This is a genomic window from Asanoa ferruginea (assembly GCF_003387075.1).
Classification (GTDB): domain Bacteria; phylum Actinomycetota; class Actinomycetes; order Mycobacteriales; family Micromonosporaceae; genus Asanoa; species Asanoa ferruginea.
The window spans coordinates 3650384-3667553 of sequence record NZ_QUMQ01000001.1 but is presented as its reverse complement, the minus strand read 5'-3'; the positions used below and the strand labels follow the sequence as shown (position 1 = coordinate 3667553).

At 69.8% G+C, this 17170-nt stretch carries 16 protein-coding genes and 1 pseudogene; 7 read left to right on the top strand and 10 right to left on the bottom strand.

Annotated features, from left to right (window positions below):
- Nucleotides 1-41 precede the first annotated feature (41 nt).
- From DFJ67_RS17340 to DFJ67_RS17330, 3 genes are all read left to right on the top strand, one after another.
- Complete coding sequence (locus DFJ67_RS17340) at nt 42-524, top strand: hypothetical protein (protein ID WP_147315531.1); 483 nt, start codon at nt 42-44, stop codon at nt 522-524.
- 71 nt (nt 525-595) lie between these two features.
- Nucleotides 596-1567, top strand: coding sequence for a hypothetical protein (locus DFJ67_RS17335; RefSeq protein ID WP_147315530.1), 972 nt, complete (start codon nt 596-598; stop codon nt 1565-1567).
- A complete protein-coding gene (locus DFJ67_RS17330; RefSeq protein ID WP_116068929.1) occupies nt 1564-1986 on the top strand; it encodes a hypothetical protein in 423 nt (140 codons plus the stop codon). The genes DFJ67_RS17335 and DFJ67_RS17330 overlap by 4 nt, the downstream gene beginning before the upstream one ends.
- A 330-nt stretch (nt 1987-2316) precedes the next feature.
- Here the strand turns inward: DFJ67_RS17330 and DFJ67_RS17325 are convergent, their stop codons facing one another.
- Nucleotides 2317-2544, bottom strand: a complete 228-nt coding sequence (locus tag DFJ67_RS17325; RefSeq protein ID WP_147315529.1) for a hypothetical protein — start codon at nt 2542-2544, stop codon at nt 2317-2319.
- 1315 nt (nt 2545-3859) lie between these two features.
- Here DFJ67_RS17325 and DFJ67_RS17315 point away from each other — a divergent pair.
- Nucleotides 3860-4267: pseudogene (locus tag DFJ67_RS17315) on the top strand (DUF4265 domain-containing protein).
- 45 nt (nt 4268-4312) lie between these two features.
- Here the strand turns inward: DFJ67_RS17315 and DFJ67_RS17310 are convergent.
- The 3 genes from DFJ67_RS17310 to DFJ67_RS17300 all read right to left on the bottom strand — a co-directional run bounded on the left by DFJ67_RS17310 (nt 4313) and on the right by DFJ67_RS17300 (nt 6772).
- Nucleotides 4313-5026 (bottom strand): copper homeostasis protein CutC, encoded by a 714-nt coding sequence (locus tag DFJ67_RS17310; RefSeq protein WP_116068926.1) that lies wholly within the window; start codon nt 5024-5026, stop codon nt 4313-4315.
- A gap of 73 nt (nt 5027-5099) precedes the next feature.
- Nucleotides 5100-5927: an alpha/beta fold hydrolase gene (locus DFJ67_RS17305; protein WP_116076326.1), complete on the bottom strand. Its 828-nt coding sequence runs from the start codon at nt 5925-5927 to the stop codon at nt 5100-5102.
- 11 nt (nt 5928-5938) lie between these two features.
- A complete protein-coding gene (locus DFJ67_RS17300; RefSeq protein ID WP_116068925.1) occupies nt 5939-6772 on the bottom strand; it encodes an alpha/beta fold hydrolase in 834 nt (277 codons plus the stop codon).
- 141 nt (nt 6773-6913) lie between these two features.
- Between DFJ67_RS17300 and DFJ67_RS17295 the strand changes: the two genes are divergently transcribed.
- A complete protein-coding gene (locus tag DFJ67_RS17295; RefSeq protein WP_170215894.1) occupies nt 6914-9769 on the top strand; it encodes an AfsR/SARP family transcriptional regulator in 2856 nt (951 codons plus the stop codon).
- Between the two features lie 45 nt (nt 9770-9814).
- Nucleotides 9815-10240, top strand: coding sequence for a helix-turn-helix domain-containing protein (locus DFJ67_RS17290; RefSeq protein ID WP_239097162.1), 426 nt, complete (start codon nt 9815-9817; stop codon nt 10238-10240).
- A 9-nt stretch (nt 10241-10249) separates the two neighbouring features.
- Here the strand turns inward: DFJ67_RS17290 and DFJ67_RS17285 are convergent, their stop codons facing one another.
- From DFJ67_RS17285 to DFJ67_RS17260, 6 genes are all read right to left on the bottom strand, one after another.
- The gene (locus tag DFJ67_RS17285) at nt 10250-11875 is read right to left on the bottom strand and encodes an alcohol dehydrogenase catalytic domain-containing protein (protein WP_170215893.1); all 1626 of its coding nucleotides are present in this window, start codon (nt 11873-11875) and stop codon (nt 10250-10252) included.
- Nucleotides 11876-11940: 65 nt separating this feature from the next.
- Entirely contained in the window at nt 11941-12882 is a 942-nt protein-coding gene (locus DFJ67_RS17280; RefSeq protein ID WP_239097163.1) for a sugar kinase, read from the bottom strand.
- Nucleotides 12879-13493, bottom strand: coding sequence for a bifunctional 4-hydroxy-2-oxoglutarate aldolase/2-dehydro-3-deoxy-phosphogluconate aldolase (locus DFJ67_RS17275; protein WP_116068922.1), 615 nt, complete (start codon nt 13491-13493; stop codon nt 12879-12881). Before DFJ67_RS17275 ends, DFJ67_RS17280 begins: the two co-directional genes overlap by 4 nt.
- Nucleotides 13493-14311, bottom strand: coding sequence for a hypothetical protein (locus tag DFJ67_RS17270; RefSeq protein ID WP_116068921.1), 819 nt, complete (start codon nt 14309-14311; stop codon nt 13493-13495). The genes DFJ67_RS17275 and DFJ67_RS17270 overlap by 1 nt, the downstream gene beginning before the upstream one ends.
- Nucleotides 14305-15468, bottom strand: a complete 1164-nt coding sequence (gene dgoD / locus DFJ67_RS17265) for a galactonate dehydratase (protein ID WP_116068920.1) — start codon at nt 15466-15468, stop codon at nt 14305-14307. Before dgoD ends, DFJ67_RS17270 begins: the two co-directional genes overlap by 7 nt.
- Nucleotides 15465-16196, bottom strand: coding sequence for an SDR family NAD(P)-dependent oxidoreductase (locus DFJ67_RS17260; RefSeq protein ID WP_116076318.1), 732 nt, complete (start codon nt 16194-16196; stop codon nt 15465-15467). The genes dgoD and DFJ67_RS17260 overlap by 4 nt, the downstream gene beginning before the upstream one ends.
- A gap of 100 nt (nt 16197-16296) precedes the next feature.
- Between DFJ67_RS17260 and DFJ67_RS17255 the strand changes: the two genes are divergently transcribed.
- Nucleotides 16297-17160 (top strand): helix-turn-helix transcriptional regulator, encoded by an 864-nt coding sequence (locus tag DFJ67_RS17255; protein ID WP_116076316.1) that lies wholly within the window; start codon nt 16297-16299, stop codon nt 17158-17160.
- Nucleotides 17161-17170: the final 10 nt, after the last annotated feature.

The following is a 17170-nucleotide window of genomic DNA, read 5'->3' as shown; positions in this document are numbered from 1 at the left end:
TCCTTCCAAGGACCGTCACCGATCAGGAAGAATCCGCCGCCATGATCAACACCAAGCCGACGAAGTCCCTGGTCTACGGGCTCACCCGGCGCCCCGACTGCCTGGCCTTCGCTGACGCCCGCACCGCAGCCGATGAGGCGAAGGAGATCATCGCGATCGCCACGGCCCGCACCTGGGGCCAGGCACGGGCCGTGAACCCACACCACACCTATAACCCGGTACCCGACCTCGACGACGACCCTGAGGAGAGGCCCGACGACGCCGCGTTCGACATCCACGACGTCGGGCTGGTCAGTCAGGGAGACTGGCCGCCCATGGTGACAGGCCGCATCCTCGACCTGCTGCCCAAGGAACTGTGGAGCACGTTCGGTGAGGTCGAGTTCACCGCCCTCAACGGCGACTGCCTCGAGATCCCCGTGAGCCGGGAGGCCGAGATCGTCGCGGTCCTCTGGGAACACGGTTACGAGTTGACCCGCGACGACGAGCTCATCCAAATTCTGGACGGCGGGACGTTCCTTTCCTAGCAGCAGCTTGGCTAGTTTTACCTGCCGCCTGTCATCACGGACTGCGTCACGCCGAGGAGTCTGGAGCCAAGGTGATTCCCAAAATCGCACAAGCAGGGTGGAAAGTTCTGATTCCACTTGGCGCGGGTGCTGTCCTCGCAGCCGGAGCGGGGGTGAAGGGCGCTGTAGATCTGATCAAGGGAAACAACATCCGCAACGATGCCCTGAAGCGGCATGAAGCCGCGGTCGCCGAATGCGAGGCGACCAGAGTCAACACGGAACGTGTGTGCCGCGAGTACGGCGAATTCCAGATCCGTGTTCACAAAAAGACCGTCGCTCGCCTGGCGGACTGGCTCGAACGTAACGAGCACCTGGTCAAGCGCATCGATTTCAAGAGGATCGACGGTGTGCGCATCGAGATCCCGCACGCTCCGACCTTCTCCGCCGGCGTCGAGGACGTCACCATCGGGCTCAGCGGGCTGATCGGTGCGGTCGGCGCCGGTGCATCGGCACAGGCGGCAGCTCTCTGGGGCGTCTCCACGTTCGCCACCGCGAGCACCGGCACAGCGATCACCTCGCTGTCCGGCGCAGCCGCCCAGAACGCGGTCCTGGCCTGGCTCGGCGGCGGTTCACTGGCGGCCGGTGGTGGCGGGGTGGCGGCCGGAAGCGCCGTCCTCGGGGCCGTGACGATCGTCCCCGGCCTCCTCGTCGGCGGCCTGACCGTGGGCATCATGGGTGCCCGCGCCAGGACGAAGCTGGAAGGCTTCGCCGCCACGGTGGACGTCGAGATCAAGCAACTGTTCCTGACCCACGAGATGCTCCACGCCGTCGAACGGCGCATCGATGAACTCCGAGACCTGCTCAGCCGCATGGCGGAACGGGCGACCCACGCGCTCGACGCGCTCGACGCGGTGGATTTCGACCCGGAGGTCCACGCCGCCAAGTTCCTGCGGGCACTCCAGTTGGTCACCGCGGTCAAGGAAATCCTGAACACACCGGTCCTCGACCCCCGGTCAGGGGAACTCACCGAGGCCTCGATCGAGATCATGGAGAAGTACGCATGAGCGTCACCAGCAAGGCAGCCACGCTAATCCCCAAACCGAGCCCGGCCATGGTCGTTGACGCCTTCCGACTCGTCATGGCCTCGGCCCAAGAGTGGCATGCGGTAACGGCGCAGGAGGAGACCCGGCGCGAGGAGATCCGCGCGTGGAAGGAAAGCCAGCTCGAGATCATCCAGGTCCAGCGCGACTTCCTTCTCACCGCGCTGGACAAAACCTTCGACGAGCGCCGGGAAAACTTCCGACGGCTTTTCGATCAGTTGGACAGAGCTCTGGCCTCAGACCGGGAGAACGCGGCGACCCAGGTGTCCGACCTCCTCGGCACGATCACCGACCTTGCCAAAACGAGCCCGTTCAAGGACCTGAAGAGCCCCGCCCTCGTCGTCCAGGAGTTCCTGCAGAGCGGCCGGGTGATCGAACTCTAGGCCCGCCCGCACGGCACCGAACATTGCCGTTGATACGGGCTCCCCATCGGGTAGAGGGGGTGGACCCCTCCCGTGGATGAAACGCCACTCCAGCCGGTAGCCGCATCGGGCGTATAGACGCCGGTTCTGGGGTCCGGTGGCTCAAGGTAGGCCGCTGTTCCCGACGCATCGAGGTGGGTGTGGTGGTACTCCAGCAGAGCCTGCCGAGCCGACCACCCCGGGACCCTCGACACTCGACGGAACGTCTCGTCGGCGGTCAACGGCTGGACTGCGCGCTTGACGGATCTCAGCGGACGTCGCTCCGAATAAGGAACGCGGCAGCGCGCGACCTCAGTTATCGAGTCCTGTCACGTCAGGGCCAGCGAGGGCGGTGCGGTTTCGGCGCCGTACCTTGGCGTCGAGGGCGGCGGCAAGCTCGTGTTTCCCCTCGCCTTGTATGCGCTGCTCGAACTGGGCGACCTCCCGCAGGATTTTCCGATCCTGGGTCTTCTGCCACAGGTAAAAAGCCAGCAGGTAAGCACGCATCTTCACCACCGTTGCGGTGATCGATCCGGTCACCGTCAAGACCACCCACATCCAACTAGGCATGCGCCAAGGGTCGCCATGCGACAGAGGTTGAGCAACGTGCCCGCCTCAGCGGACGGCGGAGGTCGAATCCGACCGGCTGACCTGCAAAAACACAGTCTTTGCTTGTCAAGAAAAACCTGACAAGATGGAGTGTGACGCGAAGATACCGCAACACGTTGAAGGCCCACGCCCACGCTCTTTCCAGTCTCGGCGCAGTAATGGGTGAACTCGCCCATGAGCATCGAGTCGCTGCAGCCGCGGTGGAGCAGCGCCGAGCAGCCGCGGTCCTAGATCCGATGGGCGGAATGCCCTTCCCAGAGTGGATCGCGACTGCTTCCGAAATCTCGACGGCCGCCGAGCGGCTGCTCGAGTTGCAGGTCGAACTCGCCCGGACGTACGGCATGACGTGGGAGCAGATTGCCGATGTCTTGGGCGTTAGCCGCCAGGCCGCCTGGGAGCGTTTCAACACTCACGCCAGGCGGGACCGCACGCACAGAATTGGACATCTACGGCGCACACGGCGGGCGACGATGTTTCGTCGGATGGCTGTCGGCCAAAGCCCAGAGGTTATTGCCACCCTACGGCGGATGATGCGGACCGACTTCGCACGTCGTCCCGCCGCCTCGCCTCGTGACGAATAGAGCCTATCTGGAAGGGGCGTGCTCAGCAGAACACAACCCTGCGGCCACGCCTATTGGGGTGCAGCAAGGCCCACGCCCGGTGCAGTACGTGATCACCTTTGAGCAGGGTGCTGCGCCGATCGCCTACCGGCCGGCACCCACCATTGTCGTCAGTCCCCCACGTACACGTCACTGACCAGGGACAACCGCCCGGACGGTGCGCAGTTGTGGGCTGTATCCCGCCAGGGACGCGCTCGTTAACTGCGCACAGGCGGCACGGCACCCTCCTGCTGCTAGCTGCGCAGACGCCATGATGCGCTCACGACTACCAGGTCAGCGTTGATCGAATCCCGTTCCCATGCTTGGCGTGACCCGCCGGGGACACAAGAAATCCGCTCGCGAGCGAGCGGATTTTATTTGCGCTTATTCCTCCCTGGGCCCGAGCCCCAGTCCCCACGCCGTGGGGCCCTTCTGCCCCCGGAGCCCCCGACCGTCGCGTAGGCCGTCTTCGTCTCGGAGCCGGTGGCGTTGTCGGGGCGGCTTCTCAGGCCTCAATTTCGGTTACCTATAGCCGGGGATAACACCCCCGGCTAGCGGGTGCGCGATCATGTTGGCCATGACATCAGCGGGACCAGATAGGCAGCCGCCCGCAGGAGCCCCAGCACGCCAAGATCTGGTTCAAGTTTGTGCCGCGTGAGGGCTGGCTTCCTTACGCCACCGAGGGCCTGTGGGCAGTCCCGGCCGGTCCTGACACCGCGCGCATCAGCAATGTGCCGTTCCTTCAGGACGGCGTGCCTGAGGGCGACGTCGTGCGCTTCATGACCGATCCCGACGGGGTTCGTTGAGCGACTGGGCGGCTCGAGGCCTCCGGCGGATGCACGGCGCGAGTGCTTCCGATCCCTGACGGCCCGCTCGGGCGAAGCGCCCGGGCCGTGCACGACCGGCTGGCGCCCTTCGGTCTCGGCGGTGAGGCGTTCAGCGAGCAACTTCCTCTCGTCGCGTTCAACGTGCCGAGCGACGCCGACCTCCAACGGGTCAAGGCCGTCATGCGCCAAGGCGAGGCGGAGGGCTGGTGGCAGAAGAGCCGTGCTTGACCGAGGCCTGGAAGGCAGCCTGAGCGACCGACCCGCTGTACCCGTTTACGCGATGCGAACCGCGCAGAGTGCGGCCACCTCGTCCGGGTCGGTCTCGAAGTGGTCGTAGCCGGGCGGGACGCCGGCGCCTGCGAAGGAGACGTCGCCGGCGCGGGCGGTGCCGGCAGGGCGGCGGGGCGCCGCGTGCAGGTCGTCGACGCGGGTCGCGGCGATGACCAGCGCCGCGTTGGCGACCCGCACTCCGCCGCATGCCATCACGGTGACACTCGTTTGGGTGGCCAGGTCCCTGATGAGGGGCGCACCGTCGAGTGCCGACCGGCGCCGGCCCGAGGTCAGCACCCGGGTGAAGCCCAGGTCCGCCAACCGGTCCAGGGCCCGGCGGGAATCCGCGCTGACGTCGATGGCCCTGTGGAACGTCGTCTCCAGACCCTCGGCCGCGTCGACGAACCTGGCGCAGTCGTCGGCGACCGTGCCGTCCGCGGCCAGCGCGCCGACGACCACGCCTGCCGCGCCGGACCGCCGTGCGACGGCGATGTCGCGGACGACGAGGTCCACCTCGTCGCGCGAGTAGTGGAAGTCGCCGGGTCGCGGCCGCACCAGGACGTGCACCTCGGCCAGCGAAGTTGCGGCCTCGATGAGCGCGGCGCTCGGGGTGAGGCCGCCGTCTGACAGGCCGGCGCACAGCTCGACGCGCGCGGCGCCGGCCCTGGCCGCGACCCGGACGCCCTCGACCGACTCGACACTGATCTCGACGCGCATGGATTCCTGTCCTTCGGATGCGAAAAGGCGGCCGTGGCATCGCGGTGCGCGATGCCACGGCCAGTTTGTCGCGTCAGTCGGTCGCCTTGGCGGCCGCCTCGATCTGCTTGGTGACCGCGCCCGGGTCGGTGACCGGGGACAGGTGCGGAGCGTTGATCTCGACGGTGTGTGCCTTGGCCCTGTTGGACATCGCGATCTGCTCTGCCGCGGGGATGATGGCGTCCTGCTTGCCGACCACCGACCACGAGGGAATGGTGCGCCAGGCCGGCTCTTGCGCCGCCTCGGTCAGGATGCTTGACGCCAGCGGGCGCTGCCGGGCGGCCAGCACGGCCACGTCGTCGGCGGAGAGGGCCTTGCCGGCGAACGCTTTGCCGAAGACCGACGGCTTCACGTAGAGGTTGGCGGCCTCGGTGTCACCGGGGATCGCGACCTGGTCGAAGAGGGTGGACGGGTCGGCCGCGAAAACCGAGCCCGGAACGGCACCGGTCAGCGACATCAGGGTGTCGTCCTTGTCCGGGATGTACGCGTCGACGTACACCAGAGCCTTGACCTGCTTGTTGTCCAGAGCGGCGTTCGTGATGACCATGCCGCCATAGGAGTGTCCGACCAGGACGATCGGCCCGGTGATGGTGTTCAGGTAGGCGCGGAGATTGTCGGCGTCCTTGGCCACGCCCGTCAGCAGGGTCGGCGGGGCGACCACTCGGTAGCCGTCGTGCTGGAGTTTGGTCGTCACCTTGTCCCAGCTGGACCCGTCCGCCCACGCACCGTGCACGAGCACGACGGTCGGTCGCGGAGAGTGACTCGTCGAGGCCTGTGCGGTGCCGATGCCGACACCACCCAGGGTGAGGGCACCGATGGCCACGCCTACGTAGATGAGGCGGCGCCGGAGGGAGGATTTCACGGTGTTTCCTTTCACTTCTGGAAAAAGTCGAGCAGTGCGCCGTTGACCTGATCGGTGTGCGTCCAGGCGATGGCGTGCGGCCCGCCCTCGATCACGAGCAGACGCGTGTCGCCGATGAAGGCAGCCAGCCGCTGGCCGGTCACCCCGATGGGTAGGACCCGGTCCTGGTCGCCCTGGATCACGAGCACCGGCACGTCGATCTTGGCGAGGTCCGCACGGAAGTCGGTGAGCCAGGTGGGGATGCAGGCCACCGCGGCGACGGGAGATCCGGCGACGGCCACGTTCCAACTGGCCCGGAACGCCTCGTCGCTGACCAGCGTGCCGCCGTAGACGTCGTAGTTGTAGAAGTTCTCCAGGAATTGCTTGAGCCACACATACCGGTCCGCCTGCGCGGCCTGGATGAATCCATCGAACAACGCCTGCGGTGCGCCTTCGGGATTGTCTTCCGTCCGCAGCAGAAATGGCGGGATCGGCGACATCAGAACGGCCTTCGCCACGCGCCCGGTGCCATAGCGACCCAGATACCGGACAACGTCGCCGGTTCCCATCGAATGGCCCACGAGGATGGCGTCGCGCACGTCCAGTTTCGTGAGCAGCGCGTTCAGATCGCCGGCGAACGTGTCGTAGTCGTATCCAATGGCGGGCTGGCTGGAATTGCCCCAACCCCGCCGGTCGTACGCGATAACGCGATAACCGGCCGCGAGCAGTGCCGAGACCTGCTTCTCCCAGGCCCGCCCGCTGAGCGGGTAGCCGTGGCTGAGTACCACCGGCGTACCAACGCCGTGATCTTCGTAATAGATTTCGATCGGGTTGGCTCCCTCTGAGCCAACGGTGACACGGGGCATGCACACTCCTAGGGCTTGCGTTCCGCGCTGGAACCTTGCCGAAGGTACGTAGCTGACGCCGCTTCGCGAATCGCCCGAATCACGTAGTCAGGCTGGGCCGCAAAGCGAAGCCGCTGCCCGTGCGTCACTAGGATGTCAATGGTGAAAAAGCCCGACCGCGCGCCTCCGGACGTGCCGCGGTCCCACTGCGAGTTCAAGGTTTTCGGCGGTCTCGGCTGCCGGCGGGACGGCGTGGAAGTCGATCTTGGCCCGGTTCGCCAGCGGATCGTCCTGGCCAAGCTCCTCGCCGCCGGGGGCGACGCGGTCAGCCTCGACACCATCATCGACGGCCTGTGGGACGAGCGACCGCCGGCCAGCGCCGCCAACCAGATCCACCGGCACGTCGGGCAGATCCGGCGGATCTTCGAACCAGACCTGGACGTCCGCGAAACCGGCCACTACCTCCTACCGGCGGGCACGGGCTACCGGCTGGCCCTCGCGACCGAAGACTCCGATCTGGCCATGTTTCGCGAGTTGGTCCGGCGGGCCCGCGAGGCGCTCGCCGGCGGCGACGTCGTGGCCGGCGTAAGCGCCTACCTGACCGCGCTTGAGCTTGGCCGCAGCCCCGCGTTCATCGACCTGCCGAACAGTGCGTTGCGCTCGCCGGAGTTCGTCGCCGTCGAACGCGAGCGCCTCGCGGTGGCGCTCGCGGCCAGCGAAGCCGCGATCGCCAACGGCATGGCCGGCGACGTGCTGACCCCACTGGTGAGCGTCGCCGCGGCAGCGCCGCTGGACGAGGCGTTACAGGCGTGCCTGATGCGGGCGTACGTGGACACCGGGCACCGGGCGGAAGGGGTCCGGGTGTTCGAGCGGACCCGGCACCATCTCGCCGAGGAACTGGGGGTGGACCCGGGGCCGGAACTACGGGAGGCATACCGGGAACTGCTCGCCAGGGGCTGGACCCCGCAGGACGAGCCACGGCCGCCGGATGCTCCCCGGCCCGCGCAGCTGCCGCCGCCGGTGGCGGGCTTCGTCCGCCGAAACGACATGGCGACCGCACTCGACGACCAGCTGTCCGACGCCTTCAGCGACGCGACCATCGTGATCACCGCGCTCGGCGGCATGGGCGGCATCGGCAAGACCGCCCTCGCCGTGCACTGGGCCCACCAGATCGCCAACAAGTTTCCCGACGGCCAGTTGTTCCTCAACCTGAGAGGCCTGGATCCGGACGGACGCGTCATGGCACCGGCGGACGCGCTCGCCACCCTGCTCGCGTCACTGGGCGAGCCGGCGGCCTTGTCACCACAGGAGAACGTCGACGCGCAGGCGGCTCGTTACCGCAGTCGCCTTGCCGGTCGGCGCATCCTGATTCTCCTGGACAACGCGCGCGACTCCGATCAGGTCCGCCCGCTGCTGCCGGCCTCCCAAGGCTGTCTGGTGATCGTGACCAGCCGCAACCGGATGACGAGCCTGGTCACCCGGGAGGGCGCGCGTTATCTCCAGGTCGATCGGCTGACCGGGGCCGAGTCCAGACAGCTTCTGATCAACCGCCTCGGCACCCGCCGCGCCACTGTGGACCCGGACGCCTTGGACAAGGTCATCGCGCTCTGTGCCGGGCTGCCGCTCGCACTGGCGATCGTCGCGGCCCGCGTCGCCCTCAACCCGAACCTGTCGTTGAGCGCGGTCCTCAGCGACGTCTCGGCTCCATCGGCCAGACTCGACGCGTTGTCCAGCGCGGACCCGTCCGACGATGTCCGGTCGGTGTTCTCGTGGTCCTACCACGCCCTCGATCCAGCAACGGCGCGAGTGTTCCGGGCCCTCGCCGCCCATCCCGGTCCGGGGATCTCGCTGGAGTCGGCGGCCAGCGTCGCCGGAGTCGGCCGCACACTGGCGCGCAAGCTGCTCACGGAACTGGTGACCGCGAATCTGCTCAACGAGTCGCAGCCCGGGCGGTATGCCCTGCACGACCTGTTGCGGGCCTACGCGGGTGAGCTTCTCGACCAGGATCAGGAACGACCGGCGTGTGAGCGGCGCCTCATCCTGCATTACCTGCACTCGGCCCGCGCCGCGTATGCGACGCACCACCGGCAGCCGGCCGGCACCGTCGACGAACCGCCGCCGGATGTGACGCCTGAATCGTTCGACACCGTGCCACCGGCCGCCGACTGGTATGCACGGGAACGCACCGCGCTGTGGGCGACGATCGATCTGGCCATCGCACACGGCCTGGAGCGCGACGCGGCGGCCATGGTCCTCGCCGCTTCAGCACCGGGCAGCGACGCCATACCGGCGGGCCGGGCACAGACGTTGCTCACGGTCCTCGATACGGTCAGCGAGCCGCTGATCGAGGCCGACCTGCTTCGCACCGTCGGTGAGGTCTTCGCCCCGCTGCCCCAGGCCGACGAATATCTGCGTCGAGCCTTGTCCATTTTCGAAGGCGCCGGAGAACTCGCGGGACAAGCCGACGTCCTGCGCAACCTCGCTGTGCTTTCGTCATCGCGTGGCGACCACGACGCCGCCAACGCGTACGGTGAACGCTCGGTGGGTCTCGCCCGCCAGACGGGACGCCAGGAACTGCTCGCCGTCTCGCTGTTGACGCTCGCCCGAGCGCGCCTGGGATCCGATCGGCTCGATGCCGGCGCCCGGGTCGCTGACGAAGGGCTGGCCATCGCGGTGGCCGAGCACCTCGATCACCTGAAGATCTCCTACGCACAGCTCATCGCGGAGTCGTCCTGGCAACTCGGCCGGCTCACCCGAGCCGTGCAGGTGTCGGAGTGGGGACTGGCGGAAGGCGTCTCCGAGTCGAACGCTCCCCGGTGTGCCCTCGCGGCGATCCTCGCGCGGGCCGCATTCGATCTGGGCGACCAGGTTCGCGCGGAACGCGGGTGCCAGCGGTTCGAGAACCTGATCGCCGACAACGGCTTCCGGGAACTCATCGAGGTCTCCGGCATCGAGAAGGCCGAGGGATACCGCGACCTGGTGGCGCAGGTCCGGGCCCGGCTGAGCCTGAGCGGGTAGGGCAAGCACTAACTCTGCACTCGTCGTGCACGCCGGTGCGATCGGATGGTCCTCGAGACCCCGAACCCGCGCCCGAGGAGCACCATGCACTGCGCCGGACTGACCCCACGACAGGAACAGATCGCCCTGTTGGTGGCGGCGGGCTCCACCAACGTCGAGGTCGCGACGCGCCTGGTCATCAGCACGAACACCGTCAAACATCACCTACGCGGAGTGTTCCACCGACTGGGCGTCGGATCCCGGCGCGAACTGCGCGGCAAGTTGGCCCACCACGACACGGCCAACCGCTTCGCCCAGTGCCGCTGCCTGACCAGCCAGGAGCGCGACATCGCGCGCCGGGTCTCCGACGGCGCGTCCAACCGCGAGGTGGCGGCGCAACTGTTCATCAGCCCGAGCACGGTCGACTATCACCTGCGCAAGATCTTTCGCAAGCTCGACATCACCTCGCGCCGGGAACTGGCGAGACGCTGACCGGGTAGCTCAGGTCAGCGTCCGCAGCAGTTCCTCCTCGGCGGCCAGGCTCCAGTGGCCGCGGTCCAGCAGCTCCGCGACCGAGGGGAGCACGCGTGCCAGTTCCCCCACCGGAGTCAGTGGCAGCGGCTCGCGCAGGTTCGGGAAGATGACTACCTTGCCGCCGAATCGCCCTTGGGCCACCGCCCGGAGCACGTCCGGCGCCGCGTCCAGCCCGGCCACCGCTGCCACCGACCGGTTCGGCTGGAGCACGCCGTTCTCGATGCGGTCGCGGGCCCCGCGCAGGTGGGCGACAGACGAGCCGCTCGTGCCGATGGCGCGCACGCCGCGGTGCGCGATCGTGGTGAAATCCCAGGCGCAGCACGTGCCCCGGGGAAGCCCGGCGAACAGGTTGATCACGCCGCCGTCGGCCAGGTGCTCGAACGCCGCCTCGATGGCCTCCGCGACCGGCGCGATCACCACGATGTCGTCGAACCCGAGCCCGCCCGTCGCGTCGTTGAGGCGCTTCGCCAGCGTTTCGGCGTCGCCGCATTCGCGCTCCGACAGGAACGTGAGGACCGCCGGGGCGATGCGACCGAACGCCTCGGCCGCCCGGCCGCTGCGGTCGGTCGCCACGATGGTTGCCGGTCCGCCGTCTCGTTGGAGCGCGCGCCGCATATGCATCCGGCCCATCGGGCCGCCGGCGCCCAGCAGCCAGAGGCGCCCGCCGGGCGTGAGCTCGGTGCGGATCGGCGTGTACGCCGCCGCGAGATCGAGACGCGCGGTGCCGAACAGGGCCAGACCGTCATAGTGCAGCCGTCCCACGTCGACCCGCACCCGGCGCGGCAGCGGCTCGGCGGTGATCACGGCACAGGTGCCGTTCGGCGCCAACGCGGCCAACGCGCGTTCGACGCGATCCGGATCCGGGCCGAGGACCACCGCGTCGTCCACGGATTCCGGTGCCCCGGCGACGATCTCCACACCGGAGACAGCCGCCCATTCGCGTACGCGTTCGGCGAAAGCCGTGTCCTGGACGTCGAGGTGGACCCGACCCGGGCGCCAGCCGGCCGCGTCGCCCAACTCCACCCCGGCACCGTCGCCGAGCAGCCACACCGTGCCGCCGGGACGCCAGGTGGTGCGGTAGGAGACGGCGTAGGCGGCCTCGACGCAGGCCCACGGCTCGGCCAGCGCCGCCTCGGCATAGCCGGTGGTCGGCCGCACCGGCAGGAGGTAGGGCAACATCTCGGGTCCGAGGACCGCGTACTGGGCGAGACCGCCGCGAACGTCGTAGCCGTACGTTCGGGCGACGCCGCCCAAGGTCATGTTGGCCTGGACGATGAACCGGTCGCCGGGCGCATAGGCGTCGGACAGCTCCGGACCGACAGCCGCCACGGTGAGGGCCACCTCGTGGCCGGGCACGACCGGGAACCCGCGTACGCGCGGATGGTCCAGGCCCAGCCTCGCGATCTTGACGTCGGAGAAGCACACGCTGACCGCATCGTGCCGCACCAGCAGTTCGTTGCGACCGGGCACGGGCAACGGCTCGCCCACCGGAGGCTCCAGAGCAGACAGTCCCGGACCGGTCAGCCGCCACACCTGGTGCTCCCTGGGCAGCGGCCCGGCCACCTTGCGATAGTCGCCGAGAAGATCACCCACGGGACGAAGGTAATCCAGCGCGCGGCCACTCACTGGCTGCTCCGAAAAATGCAAGCCGAACGAGGTCAGCGCAGCGTGGACCCGGGTTGGGCGTCGAGCAGCTCGAGATCGGCGCGGGTCGGCAGCCCTTCCCAGTCGCCGGGTGAGGCGACCGCGAAGGCTCCGGTGCTGACCGCGCGGTCGAGGCGGCCGGTCAGGTCCAGGTGGTCGAGCAGCCCGGACAGGTAGCCGGCGACGAAGGCGTCCCCGGCCCCGACCACATCGACGACCCGGACGCGCCGGGCCGGCACGTCAACGTGCGAGTGCAAGGTGTGCCCGCTGGCTCCGGCCGCGCCGCGCTTGATGACCACCTCGGCCACCCCGGCGTCGAGCAGGGCGGCCACCCGGTCGCGCTCGGTCGTCGCCGAGGGCGGCGCGACCAGAGCCAACTCGTCGTCGGACGCGACCACCACCGACAGCGACGGGACCAACGGGCGCAGCGCGGCGGCCGCCCGATCGCGGTCCCACAGCCGGCCACGGTAGTTGACGTCGAGACAGACCCGTACGCCCGACTGCGCGGCCGCCCGAACCGCCGAAGCGGGGCCCGGGCCGAGGGCCGGGGTGATGCCGGTGACGTGCAGCAGCCGGGGCGGTGGTTCGAGGGCGGGCCGGACGTCATCGGCCGATAAAAAGGACGCGGCCGAACCGGCCCGGTGATAGCTGACCCGGACGACATCGCCGAGGCGGCGTTCGAAGAGGATGAGGCCGGTCGGCCCGCGCTCGTCGACCCGGGCGTGACCGATGTCGACACCCTCGGCCCGCAGGGTACGCAGCACGAGCTCGCCGGTCTCGTCGCCGCCGACCAGGCCGACCCAGCGCACGCGGTGGCCCAGCCGGGCGAGGCCGATCGCGACGTTGGACTCGGCGCCGGCGATCGAGAGCCGCATCGTGCCGCCCAACCGGATCGGGCCGTCCGCCCGCAGGGCCGCCATCGTCTCACCGAAGGTGGCGACGTCGACCGCACTCACAGCGCCGCCCGGAAAGCGCGGATGCGGCCGCGCAGGTCGTCGAGGCTCCCGCCGGCGGCCGCGTCACCCACCAGGGGCGAGCCCACACCGACCGCCACGGCCCCGGCGGCCAGGTATTCCGTCGCTTCCGCCGCGCCGACTCCACCGACCGGCACGAACGGCACCTCGGGGAACGGGTCGCGCAGGGCGCGCAGGTGGCGCACTCCGCCGAGCGACGCCGGAAAGAGCTTGATCGCGGAGGCACCCAAGCCGAGCGCCACCACCACCTCGGTCGGGGTGAGCGCTCCGGCCAGGACCGGCAGACCCAGCGCCCGCCCCGCCGACACCGCTTCGCTCACCGCCGGGGTGACCAGAAACGAGGCGCCCGCCTCGGCCGCGGCGTGGGCATCCCCCGAGGACACCACCGTCCCGGCGCCGAGGTTGGCAGACCCGCCCAGCGCCGCACGCGCGTCCCGTAAAACCTTCAGCGCGTCGCGGGTCACCAGAGAGACCTCGACCAGCTCCACGCCCTCCTCGAAGAGGGTGAGCACAGCACGAGTGGCGGCCAACGCGTCCGGCCCGCGCACGATCGCCAGCAGGCGGCGGGCCGCCAGCGTTTCGAGAAACTCCATCAGCTCATCCGTTCCATGGCCAGCACGAGCCGCCAACTGAGCGACCCCGACGGCGGGATCATCGCCGCGTCGCCGGGACCCGCCTCAAAGAGGTCGAAAACGGCGCCGAGCATGGGTTCGACACCGATGCTGCGGTACGGCGACCCCTCGGGGAAGCCGCCCAGGTTCCGCCACAAAGCCGTGCCGACCGGGACGTCCGGCGGCGCCTCCACCCGCAGCGAGAGCACGTCGGCCCCGTCCACCACCCGCACGGCCGCGCAGCGCAGCACGGCGCCAACCGCGGTGCCGTCGTCGGCGCCGAGCCGGTCGAGCGCCAGGCCGTGCGGCGCGGGCCAGGTGCCATCCAGATATGCGGCGGCATCGGGCCACGGGCGATGCAGCAGCGGCGCCGCCTCGGGGTAGAGCCGGGCCACGGTGCCGGAAGGTGCGATGATCCGGGCGCCCTCGTGCAGGTCGAGCAGGGCGTGAGCGGCCCAGACGAACCGGAACCCCGGGTCGGCCGACAGCTCGTAGGTCGCCACGACCGCACCGGCCTCGTCGGTGACGGCGCGCGACAGCTCGAAGTCGTCGCAGCTCGCCGTGCTCCGGGCGGCCGAGCCGGCCCACGAGCGGCTCCACACGTCGCCGTGGTCGGGGAGGCCGCGGACCGTCGGAAGGCACTCCTCGATGCCGCCGGCGTCGACGAAGGCCGATCCCGGCACGACCGCGGACCGCGCCGGATCGTGGCGCGACCACAACCACTCGCGGCCACCGCCGGCCAGCGACGTCCAACGACCGCCGTGGCGCAGGTCGAAGTGGGCAGCCAAGGGGATCACCATTCGGCGAACCCGCCGTCGTCGTGCCGCCAGACCGGATTGCGCCAGGCGTGTCCGGCCTGGTCGGCCCGCCGCACCGCGGCCTCGTCGATCCGCACGCCCAGCCCGGGCGCGGCCGGCCGGGAGACGTATCCGTCGGTGAACGCGAACACGCTCGGGTCGACCACGTAGTCGAGCAGGTCGGCGCCCTCGTTGTAGTGAATGCCGATCGAGTGCTCCTGGATCAGGAAGTTGGGCGTCGCGAAGGCGACCTGGAGGCTAGCCGCCAGAGCGATCGGGCCCAGTGGGCAGTGCGGTGCGAGCTTGGCGTCCCACACCTCGGCGAGGGCGGCGATCCGCCGCGTCTCCGAGATGCCGCCCGCGTGGGACAGGTCGGGTTGCACCACCGCAACCCCGGCCTCCAGCGCGGGCCGGAAATCCCACCGCGAGTAGAGCCGTTCGCCGGTGGCGATCGGCACGCTGCTGGCGGTCACGACGTCGCGCAGCAGGTGCGGCCGGTCGGGCAGCACCGGTTCCTCGGCGAACATCGGGTGGCAGGTGGCGATGAGCGGCAGGATGCGCCGGGCGTCGGCCGCGCCGACGCGGCCGTGGAAGTCGACCGCCAGGTCGCGGGTCGGGCCGAGCGCCTCGCGGGCCAACGCGACCCGGTCGACCACGCCGTTGACGTCGGCGACCGTCGCCACCGCGGGCATCCGCCCGGTGGCGTTCAGCTTGACCGCGCTGAATCCCTGCTCGATCCGGGCGCCGATGCTCTCGGCCAGTTGGGTGGGGTCGTCGCCGCCGACCCAGGCATACATGCGGACCCGGTCGCGCACCGGCCCGCCGAGCATCGCGTGCACCGGGACGCCGTAGGCCTTGCCCGCGATGTCCCACAACGCCTGGTCGAGGCCGGCCAGCGCGCTCGAGAGCACCGGGCCGCCCCGGTAGAACCCGCCGTTGGCCATGACCTGCCAGTGGTCCTCGATCCGCAGCGGATCCTGGCCGACCAGATACTCGGCCAACACGTCGACGGTCGCGCGCACCGCTTCGGCCCGACCCTCCACAATGGGCTCGCCCCAGCCGACGACGCCCTGGTCGGTCTCGACCCGGCAGAACAGCCAGCGCGGCGGCACGAGGAACGTCTCGACCTTGACGATCCGGCCGGCCGGCAAAAGCGTCATGCGGAGTCCTTCATGGCCGTCCACCCGCCGTCGACGACCAGGCACGCCCCGGTGATGAACGAACTCTCGTCAGAGGCCAGGAAGGTCACCGCGGCGGCCACCTCCTCGGGCCGGCCGAGCCGGCCGGCCGCGGTGGCCGCGGCGCTGCGCCGGCGATCGGCCTCGCTGATGCCGTCCCAGACGGAGGTAAGAATCGGTCCAGGTAGGACGGTGTTCACCCGCACCTGCGGGCCATACTCCACCGCCAGCTGCCGGCCGAGCGCGACGAGGCCGCCCTTGGCGGCGGCGTAGGCCGGGTGCCCGGGCAGGCCGGCCAGCGCGTGCACGGAAGAGCTCAACACGATGGCGCCCCGCGCCTCGCGCAGGAGCCCGACGCAGTCGTGGACCGCCAGGTAGGTCGCCTTGAGGTTGACCGCGAGCTGCCGGTCCCAGTCGTCTTCCGACAGTGCGTGGGCCGGCGCCCGCACCACGACGCTCGCGTTGCTGTGCAACACGTCCAGCCGCCCGAACTCGGCGTGCGCCGTGTCGGCGACCCGCCGCCAGGTCGCGGGATCGGCGACGTCGCCGGTGATCGTGCGCACGCCGGCCCGGTCGGGGACCTGACCGGCCACGTCTACCGCGATCACCCGTGCGTCCTCGGCCAGGAACCGCTCCACCACCGCCGCACCGATTCCCGCGGCCGCGCCGGTGACCACCGCGACCTTTCCCGACAACAATCCCCGTGCCATCTTTCCCACCTCGCTAGTCAACCCGGGCTCGCCCGGCCGAGGAATGTCCGATGCTCCCGACCACCTGGACAATCCGATGGCGTTCACCAATACTCAGCCGATGCCGATCCAGGAAGGCTTCCGCAACCAGCGGCTGACCGTCGTGCCGCGCCGGGTCGTGGTCGAGGCCTGCGCCCGCCCGGTCACCCGACGCCTGCTGGTCACCGACACCGGTTACTACCCCGCTGCCGCTGACCACCTGATGGAACGCCCTTCCGGCATCGAGGAGTCCGTCCTGATCGTGTGTGCGGCGGGCGCCGGCTGGGCCAACATCGAGGGCACGCAACACCGCATCGGTGCCGGCATGGCGCTGGTTGTCCCGCGCGGAACGCCGCACGCCTACGGCGCCTCGGCGAGCAATCCCTGGACGATCTGGTGGTGCCACCTGCGCGGCACCGACCTGAGCGAACTGATCGAGGAGGTCGGCGCCAGCGCCGTCAGGCCGGTGGTGCCGATCCGGCGCCTCGACCGGGCGGTCGCCATGCTCGACGAGATCGTGACCACCCTCGAGCGCGACCACTCGCCGGCGAGCCTGACCGGCGCGGCCGGTGCCGCGTGGAAACTCCTCACGCAGATCGTGGTCGACCGCGCGATGCCAACACCCGGCGATCCGTTGCAGCGCGCGATGGCCTACCTGGCCGAGCGGTTGGACAGCACCGTCCGGGTGGCCGACCTGGCCTCGCTGGTCGGCGTCTCACCCTCCCACCTCAGCGCGCTGTTCCGCCGGGCCACCGGCGGTGGCGTGCTCGCGCACCACACCGCGCTGCGGATGGCACAGGCCCGCAACCTCCTCGACACGACGGACGCGACCGTCGCCGCCATCGCCCACGAAGTCGGCTACCCGGACCCGTTCTATTTCTCGCGCCACTTCAAGCGGATGCACGAGGCCAGCCCCAGCGAATACCGCAACCGCGCGAAGGGCTGACCCGGCGCCC